This window comes from Fibrobacter sp. (assembly GCA_024398965.1).
Classification (GTDB): domain Bacteria; phylum Fibrobacterota; class Fibrobacteria; order Fibrobacterales; family Fibrobacteraceae; genus Fibrobacter.
This window is the reverse complement of record JAKSIF010000076.1, coordinates 1-8,641: the sequence shown is the minus strand read 5'-3', so window position 1 is coordinate 8,641 and position 8,641 is coordinate 1. Positions and strand designations below refer to the sequence as shown.

The following is an 8,641-nucleotide window of genomic DNA, read 5'->3' as shown; positions in this document are numbered from 1 at the left end:
AATTTACTTTTTCTATTGAAAATCCGTTTGAAAAGCCCGAGTTCTTTTGTTCCTCCATCAAAGCATCATTTTCATTCCATGACCATGTGAATGAACTTTTCTCGCCATTTATATTAGGCATCTCTTTGTAAAGCAAAATATATTTATTACCGCTACTCTCATCGACGACGTTAGCATGTAGAACTCCTGAACCAGTGTATTCAACACAGAATCCACCCCAAGGTTCAATATTCATGGTATCTGGGTATGTTGCCAAAGGCATTATTAATGAGCTTCCTTCAGAAAGTTGTGCTGTTACTCCGTCTGAACTTGTTTTGCTCAAATCTGAGCCATAGCCATACTCTTGGACAAACGTAATAAATTTTCGACCAAATCTATTATACACCGAATCTTCTTCCGCGTCATAAATCACGGTGCCTGTGCAAGGCTTGAATGCACTGCTGCTGGATTCTGCAACAGAAGAGGAACTGCCTGGGGCAACCTTTGCGATGGTTGTAATTCTTGAGATGGTTACTACTTTTTGGGTAGTGATTTTCTCGAATGAAAAAGCATCGAACTTATTGAAGGATACTCTACCATTGAGGGAAATCTTTCTGGATGTTGTGTCTGCCCAACTGATTTCCTTGAAGTGATCGTTTGCAGGTAGATTGATTTGCTCTATGTTTTCTAGCGAATCGGCAAGGTAAAGTGGTATATCTTCGTTAGACGAGTATTCTATACAAAGACCTTCCCATGAAAAAACGTCGTGAAGATCGTTTTTGCTCAAAGTGAATATTGCAAAATCTTTCACAGTATTGCTTGTAAGTTCAATGCCTTGTTTATTTTCCGGTAACTTCGTGGCAGTTCCATTTGTAAAGAACTGTAAATCAAGCCCAAGTTTTCCCGGGTTCTTGTAATCGTAAATTACGGTGCCGGTACAATGGGCTTCCTCGCCATTAGTAGCGGAGCTAGAACTGCCTGTGCTGTCGGAAGATTCGACGTCGCCTTTGCTGGAAGAGCTGAGTTCGCTGTCGTCATTGCTCGAGGAACTTCCTTTGTCACTAGAAATCCCTTCACCTGTTTTGCTGGATGAACTGGACTTGCCGTCGTCGCCACCATTGTCGCTGTCGCTGGATATTTCGGCGAAGGCTTTGCCGTCGTCATACTTATCCTGGAAGTCTTGTAGGTAGTCGGAACAGGCTGCAAATGCAAAAAGAGATGTTGCGATTGCTAGATCCTTCGCTACGCTCAGGATGACACGGGCAGGGTTGCTCAGGATGACACGGGAGGGATTGCTCAGATTATTCATTTTCATATCATCCTCTCCTTAGAAAAACAGTGTAACGCCTACGCCAACAAGGCCTGCGGCGGCAATTCCCAAACCTACGGCTCGCAAGGTCTGGGCGTTATCAATCTTGTCGCAGCGGTCGTCGTACTCTTCCCGGGTCAAGGTCTTCTTTTCGCTTTCTTTTTTTGCCTTGTTGTTGAAGACTGCTGCCATCACGCCGCCGCCAATGGCGACTGCTCCCGCAATGGCTGTAGGAATCCAGGATATTTTCTTGCCACCGTCGCCGGTTGCTGCGTTCTTTGCCGCATCGTTGGCGGCAACATCCTTCGCCTCTTGGGCTTCGGAATCAGCCTCTGAAGCGATGAGTGCGGTAGTATCAAGGGATGCAAGCTTCTTGACAATGGGGGCCGGCTTGGTTGAATCCCCTACAACGGCGGCTGCAGAAATTTCGCCCTTTACCTTGGCACGGTTGATAGTCTTCTTGTTGCCCCAGACCCAACGTCCCATCAGGTCCTTTTCCTGGTAGGCTGCAGTGAATTCTACGCGACCTCTAAAGTTTTGCATCTTTCCGTTAGTACCCAAGGGAAACTGCACGTTCTGGTCAAGGACGTTTACGATAATATGAGAAAAGCTTCTGCCTGTAGGGAGTGAACTTACATTGAAAATTTCAGCACCATTCAGGTAATAGGCTCCAGCAACATTCTTGTTGAGGTCCAGATAGAAATCAAGATATTCCGGTTCCAGCACAATTTTGACGTTGGCGTTGCTCTTTTCCAAGGAATCGTTAACGGCGTTGATGCGGTCGACAAACAGTGGTGCGAATTCATCGTGCGCCTTTCGCACCACAACTTCGCTACATCTTTCCACCCAACGATCCATCAGCCTTTTCTGCTGGTTCATTAGGTTTTCGTCAAAGTACAAGGTGAAGTCGTAAGTTGCGTCGAAGGCTCCGGCCAGGTCCAGGGGCTCCAAGTCTACGCCGCCGTCTAGTTTAAGCAACTTATCCTTGGATACGAGGATTCCGCCTAGGGCGGTGGCACAAACCTGAATCTGTTCGGTGCGCTCTGCCAGGGTGTTTCCAACCTTAACGGCGTTCAAGCTTAATTCACCAGTCAGTTCCATGTATTGGGCTTCGAATTCGGGCAGGTCCACGGAATAGAAACGTCCGCAAGCCTCGTCCAGAACATCGTTGATGGAGATCATGGAACAGCGGTTGTTCATTTCTGCAATGTGGGTGGCGCGCTGCAGAAGTGCATCGATTTCTGGATTCTCCGCCCCCAGTTCTAACTTGAGGTTAGTCAGGTTCTGCTGAAGATTCTCCAATTCTGCAGGGTCTTTCACAAAAATGGATACGGTTTGGCCGGCAATGGAAAATGCTGCCAACGCGCCGATAAATGCCACGACTCTTAAAATGTTCATATCCTAATTCACCAATAAGGTTGAGTTTCCCAAAACTCCAATATACTGAATTACCAATGTAATAAAATAATATGAGAGTCCTGTTTGTTACTTCAGCTTTGCGGCGAAGATTTCGAAGTCTTCGGGGGTGGTCAGCTTGTCGTTTGCGGCGGTACCCTTTACGATGTAGACCGGTTCTCCGAAAAATTCCAGAATGCTGGCTTCATCAGTGGGTACAAAGTTCAACGGTTCTGCTGCGATTCTTGCGTAGAGTTTCTTCAAAACATCGATGGAGGCTGCCTGGGGGGTCTGTGCCATCCAAACGGTGTTGCGGTCGATGGTCTTTTCAACGCGGCCGTTTGCTGCGATCTTGATGGTATCTACAGCGGGTTTTGCCACAAGGCATGCCCCCTTGGTCACCAAGGTGTTGCAAACGTCAAGAATGATTTCCTTGCTAATAAAGGGGCGAGCCACGTCATGCACGAGAACGTATTCCGCGGAACTTGTCAGGGCGTTGACTCCGTTCTCTACGGATTGCCAGCGCTCTGCACCACCTACAACAATTTTCAGCTTGGCTCGCATTTCTGGAGTGAGACTGGCTCCGTTCTTGCCTGCTTCCGGTCCGAAAAGCTCTTCTTCAAAATGGCTTTTCCAGTCGACAGGTACAGCCATCACCACTTCGGCAATTTCGTCCATCTGCAAGAAAGTCTCAAGGCAATAACGGTAAACAGGCTTGCCGCCCAAAAGCATCAGCTGCTTGGGAATATTTCCGCCCATGCGCTTGCCCAGGCCACCGGCCGGGAGAACCACTGCAAATTTCTTGTCCATAAAGTTGCCCTTACTGTCAAATGATTGTCTTCTACAATATTAGAATTTGGATTAGGGAAAATAAAAAACAGATGGCTTGTCGCCACCTGTTTTTCATTAAGTCTGCTTTTGTTTTTTATTCGCCTACTTCACCGTTATGCAAACGATCCAGGAAGCTCTTGGTTTCGAGGGCCACAATGCCGCTAAGCAGGATCAGGGCAATCAGGTTGGGGAATGCCATGAGGCCGTTGAAAATATCGGCACAGGTCCACACGGCACTTACGGTGAGGTAGGGGCCGATAAAGATTGCTGCAACGTAAACCCAGCGGTAGGCGAGGATGGCGCCCTTCTTCTTGCCGCCAATCAGGTACTGCAGGCACTTTTCAGAATAGTAGGCCCAGCCGAGAATGGTGGTGAATGCGAAGAACACCAGGGCGATTGCCAAGAAATAAGGAGCGATGGTTGCGCCACCGGGGAAGAAGGCGAGACCGCGGGAGAAGGCTTCCATGGTGATGTTCACGCCTTCGAGGCCAAGCTTCGGATCCCAAGCGCCAGAAACCACGATGGCAAGGCCGGTCATGGTACAGATGATGATGGTGTCGAAGAAGGTGCCGGTCATGCAGACCAGACCCTGACGGACCGGTTCGTTGGTCTTTGCGGCGGCGGCTGCAATAGGAGCGGAACCGAGGCCTGCTTCGTTACTGAAGATACCGCGGGCGATACCCTTCTGCATGGCGATAAAGATGGTGCCAACCACACCGCCGGTCACAGCGCTGGGGTTGAATGCTGCACGTACGATGGTCTGGATGGCTTCGGGAATAGCGGCGAAGTTCATCATGAGAAGCAGCATGCAGGCGAGAATGTAGAGAATTGCCATGACAGGCACGATGTAGGTGGAAACCTTGGCGATACGCTTCAGGCCGCCGATGATCACGAAAGCGGAGAATGCGGTGACCAGCACGCCTGCGATGGCGGTGGTGACGCTCACGGAGTTGCCACCGATGTTCACGAATTCAGCAGCGTTAGGAGTAAGGCGGGCCATGGCGCTGGTAATGCCGTTCACCTGGGTGATGGTGCCGATGCCCATGACGCCGGCGCAGACGCCGAAAATAGCGAAGAGCACTGCGAGCCACTTCATGTTCCAGCCGAAGCGTTCCTTAAGGCCTGTTTCGATGTAGTAGAAGGGGCCACCCAGAACCTTGCCGTCGGAATCCATCTTGCGGTACTTCACGGCCAGAACGCCTTCTGCGTACTTGGTGGCCATGCCGAAGAAGGCTGCCACTTCCATCCAGAAGAGAGCGCCGGGTCCGCCGGTGCCGATGGCTGTTGCCACACCCACGATGTTACCGGTACCGATGGTAGCGGCAAGGGCCGTGCAAAGTGCGCCAAAGCTGGAGACTTCGCCCTGACCGCCCTTTTCGTTGTGCAGCATGTAGCGAAGAGCGTTGGGGAGGTTCACCACCTGGAGGCAGCCCAAACGGACTGTCAGGAGGAGGCCTACAAAAAGAATGACGACAATGAGGGGAACTCCCCAGACATAGCCATCGATGGTATCAAGAAAAGCGGTAAAAGCTTCCATATTGATCCTTTTTTGGCTGTGCGAAAACTGCGTAGATTCCGCTAGTTGAAAAATTACGAACGAAAGATAGTAAAAATAAAATGCAAGTTCGTGTAACGTTATGCGAGATAACGAGTTACGATTCGTCTGAAAAAAGGTCTTCTGCAGTGACTTCCGACTGGGCCGTGCTGGAATACATTCCGCGCTTCAGCCCGTACGGGCTTACAAAAGTCAGCTGGATGGCCTTCCGGGTTTTTGTTTCCCGCTGGAACTGCCCAATCTTATGGCGAAGATTCATGTCGTAATCCTTGTCGATGACATATTCATTGCGGCTAAACTTCATTTCGCAGATGTTGATGACCCTGTCGCGCCTGTCAATGACAAGGTCTATCTGGCAACCTCGCCGGACTTCGCCGGAATCGGCATCCCCCTTGCTGAACCACGACGAATGCTCGCAAAGCACTCCCGAAATCCCCAGTTTTTTCCGAATGGCGGAAAGGTGGTCCTTGCAAACCTGCTCAAAGGAATACCCTGCCCATGCAAGCCTTGACGGGTTGTCCAGGGAATTTTCCCAGTAAATTTCATCGCGCTTGGAGTCCTTCAGAAAACGATAATAGAATAGGGTGTAGTAATCGGCAAGCTGATAGGTGGTCTCCTTTTTCTTGTTGCCGAAATACACATAGGAACGGACGAAGCCGGAACCTTCCAGGTTGTCCAAAATTTTGGTAAGCGTTCCGTTGCAGGGCAGTCCCGTAAGTTCTGAAATTTCGGATTTCGTAAGGCCCAATTTTTTTGAGGCGAGAGCCTCTGCGACTTTTATGTGCGCGTCTGCATTTTTAAACAGTGTTACATATAAATTATTAAACTCATTCCAGAGTTTTCCCCTTTCCTTGAAAAATATATCGTCGATGTTTTTGGCAAGTGTCGAGGATTGATCCAGCTGGCTCAGGTAAAAGGGAATGCCGCCCATGACCATGTAAAGTTCAATGATGTCGTAACGGCTCCAGAGAATGTTCCGGTCTTTCAGGTATTCCTCCGTTTCGCCCAGCGAGAACGGCTTTAGGAATAGGCGACCTGTGCAGCGGTTGTAGAGTCCGCCGATGTTGTTCAGGATGTTGTCTGTAAGCCATGTGGTGGCGGATCCACACGCGATAAGCAAAATGTCGTGAGTCCACGCGGCGTAACCGTTCCAGAAAACTTCGAATGCCCGCAAGAAATCGGATTTCTGGGTTTCCATCCAGGGCATTTCGTCGATAAAAACAACTTTTTTGCCCTCGGTCTTCAGCTCGTCAAGCCCCTTTTGCAACATGGAGAATGCGTCCAGCCATGTTCTGGGGAGGCTTCGGGTTCCGAAATACTTGCCTAGGGCCATGCCAAAATTCGCCAGCTGCATTTCCTTGGAACCGTCATGGATGCCCGTCACCTGAAAGGCGAATTCGTTGTTGAAATATTCGCGGATTAAAAAAGTCTTGCCTACGCGACGCCTGCCATAGACGACGATGAACTCCGACTTGTCGGTTTCCACATAATGGTCGAGTTCCCGAATTTCCCTTTTTCTTCCGATAATTTTCATAGATTTAGACTCTATTTTGATTATTTCTTGTCTAAATATATAAAATAAATCAAGATTTAGATAAGAAATCTTTTGGTTGATGCGAAATTCTTGAACAAAAACGTACTTTTAGATAGAAAATCTTGACCTACTGGTGGTCATTCCGGCCTCTGGAAAGAAAGTCATTGTCAAGTAAGCCGATGTGCGGCTATGTCAAGCCGGAAATGAAAATCGTCGAGCTGAAGGCCCGTGCTAGCTTGTTGTTGGGGTGCAGCGGCGATGGCGATGGCCATGGCCATATACTAGGGTCCTTTGTTGATTAATCGGCCGTTGAAATTTGCTTTACGATTGCTTCGATGGTGGCACAGACCTCGGCAAAGGAATATCTATTTGCTACAGAGAAAGTCTTTTGGTATCGTTGCCAATATTCCGCCAAAATCTCACTGTCCTTGATGCTGCGAAGGATTTCGGAGGCATCGTTCAAGACTGCGGCATTGTTACGGAAATTTGCGGTTTCGGTTATTGCTATGCTTAAAGTTTCCACGCTGATTTCGTTCGCCAGCATTTGCCAAATGGAATGGACGTCGAAGAAGTCTTTCATCCTTGTATTCGCGACGCCCATGACGAGAATTGCGTTCAATTTTTCCGCCAATAGCGTTTCCAAGTTGTAGGACCTGAGCGTTGTTGCGGTATTGCCGAACAGGGACGGGAACGACATCTCGATTTCATGCGGCGTGATCCTGTCGCCGACAGTTACATCCATAGCAAACGGAATCGAAAGTGTTTGGCAAATTGCGTTCAGATGAATTCTAAGGCCTGAATATTGATTCTTTTCACGAATCGTTTCGATTCCTTTAATGCTGAAGGAAAAACCGTCGTCTAAATCAATTTGAACGATTTCCTGGAGCATTTCTCTAATGGAATTTTCGTCCAGCTTCCTATGACAAAGTGTTGCTGTTTTTCAACTGCATCACATTGATAGCGTTCATAGGAGTGCCTCCACATAGGGGCGGATTTTATCATGCATGCCGAACGAATTCGCGATTGAAAAAAGTTTGTTCAAGTTTTTGTCGGCGCTCGCCATGTACACCTTTATGGCGTTCAAGAAAAGTTCGGGGTCACCCTTGTATTTGAGCATGTCGCACAAAGCTCGCTCGATGCTATAGACTCGGACCATGTTGCCGTTGGGCGTCTTTGCGGAGCTGATTTCTGCATCGTATCTGTCTTGTACTAGGATTTTGCAGGCGATGCCGAATTTTTTTGCTGCAGACGTGTTGTACCCCTTTGGGAATGTCATTTCCAATTGTTGTGGAACACGGTCGCTAAGCCCCCATAGATAGAGCGCCGTGTTGAATGAGAAAACTCCCTTTGGATACTTGTATTGGGCGGTAAGGAACTCGTCGGAAAAATGGTCGGGCACTATGTACACGCCACGATTGTCTCGAAGCAGCATACCGTCTTTAACACAGTCAAACAACGCTCTGCACGGAATTCCGAGAAGAGCAGCGTCTTTTGCAGTAACAACGCCATTTTGCTTTGTTGCAAGATCTAGAACTATCGATTTCTCTGACATAGTGATGAATATTTATGATAACTTTTTTGCAATAATATACACAAATATTCAATGTGCGTCAAGTGGGCAATAAAAGCAGCATTCGCAGTGATGTATGCTAAAATTTTTGCGTATTTACGCATGAATTTGTTTAACTACAAATCAATCTTTACAAAAATCTTACGGGTGACTATATTTGTACCAAATGAATATAGTCGCATGTAATGGATTGAACTTTGTGGAGGCCGCCCCGGTCTCTTTTGCTGGCTGTGCCTCTGTTGAGCAGGTCCGCAAGTCCGTTACCCCCCCCCCTATGTAACTAGAAATTTACTTGCAGATGCGCTTTATAAGCCCGTGGCCTATGCCATGCGGCTTTTTTTCGTGTCATCCCGAGCTCGTCAACTTTTGTGTCATCCCGAGCTCAGTCGAGGGATCTAGAAATTTTAAACAATAAAAGGCTCTTCATCAACATGTGTGGGTGGCTTCGCCACCCTTTTTTGTTGACTT

The 8,641-nt window shown here is 48.2% G+C and carries 7 protein-coding genes; all 7 read right to left on the bottom strand.

Annotated features, from left to right (window positions below):
- Positions 1-1,294 (bottom strand): hypothetical protein (locus MJZ26_14100; GenBank protein ID MCQ2106910.1); only part of this gene is annotated, 1,294 nt, incomplete at its 3' end.
- A 12-nt stretch (positions 1,295-1,306) separates the two neighbouring features.
- Positions 1,307-2,686: a hypothetical protein gene (locus tag MJZ26_14095; protein ID MCQ2106909.1), complete on the bottom strand. Its 1,380-nt coding sequence runs from the start codon at positions 2,684-2,686 to the stop codon at positions 1,307-1,309.
- 87 nt (positions 2,687-2,773) lie between these two features.
- Positions 2,774-3,493, bottom strand: a complete 720-nt coding sequence (ispD, locus tag MJZ26_14090; protein MCQ2106908.1) for a 2-C-methyl-D-erythritol 4-phosphate cytidylyltransferase — start codon at positions 3,491-3,493, stop codon at positions 2,774-2,776.
- A gap of 115 nt (positions 3,494-3,608) precedes the next feature.
- A complete protein-coding gene (locus tag MJZ26_14085) occupies positions 3,609-5,051 on the bottom strand; it encodes a sodium:alanine symporter family protein (GenBank protein MCQ2106907.1) in 1,443 nt (480 codons plus the stop codon).
- Positions 5,052-5,166: 115 nt separating this feature from the next.
- Positions 5,167-6,603: an AAA family ATPase gene (locus MJZ26_14080; protein MCQ2106906.1), complete on the bottom strand. Its 1,437-nt coding sequence runs from the start codon at positions 6,601-6,603 to the stop codon at positions 5,167-5,169.
- 298 nt (positions 6,604-6,901) lie between these two features.
- Entirely contained in the window at positions 6,902-7,492 is a 591-nt protein-coding gene (locus tag MJZ26_14075) for a nucleotidyl transferase AbiEii/AbiGii toxin family protein (protein MCQ2106905.1), read from the bottom strand.
- Between the two features lie 75 nt (positions 7,493-7,567).
- Complete coding sequence (locus MJZ26_14070) at positions 7,568-8,155, bottom strand: hypothetical protein (GenBank protein MCQ2106904.1); 588 nt, start codon at positions 8,153-8,155, stop codon at positions 7,568-7,570.
- Between the last annotated feature and the right edge of the window lie 486 nt (positions 8,156-8,641).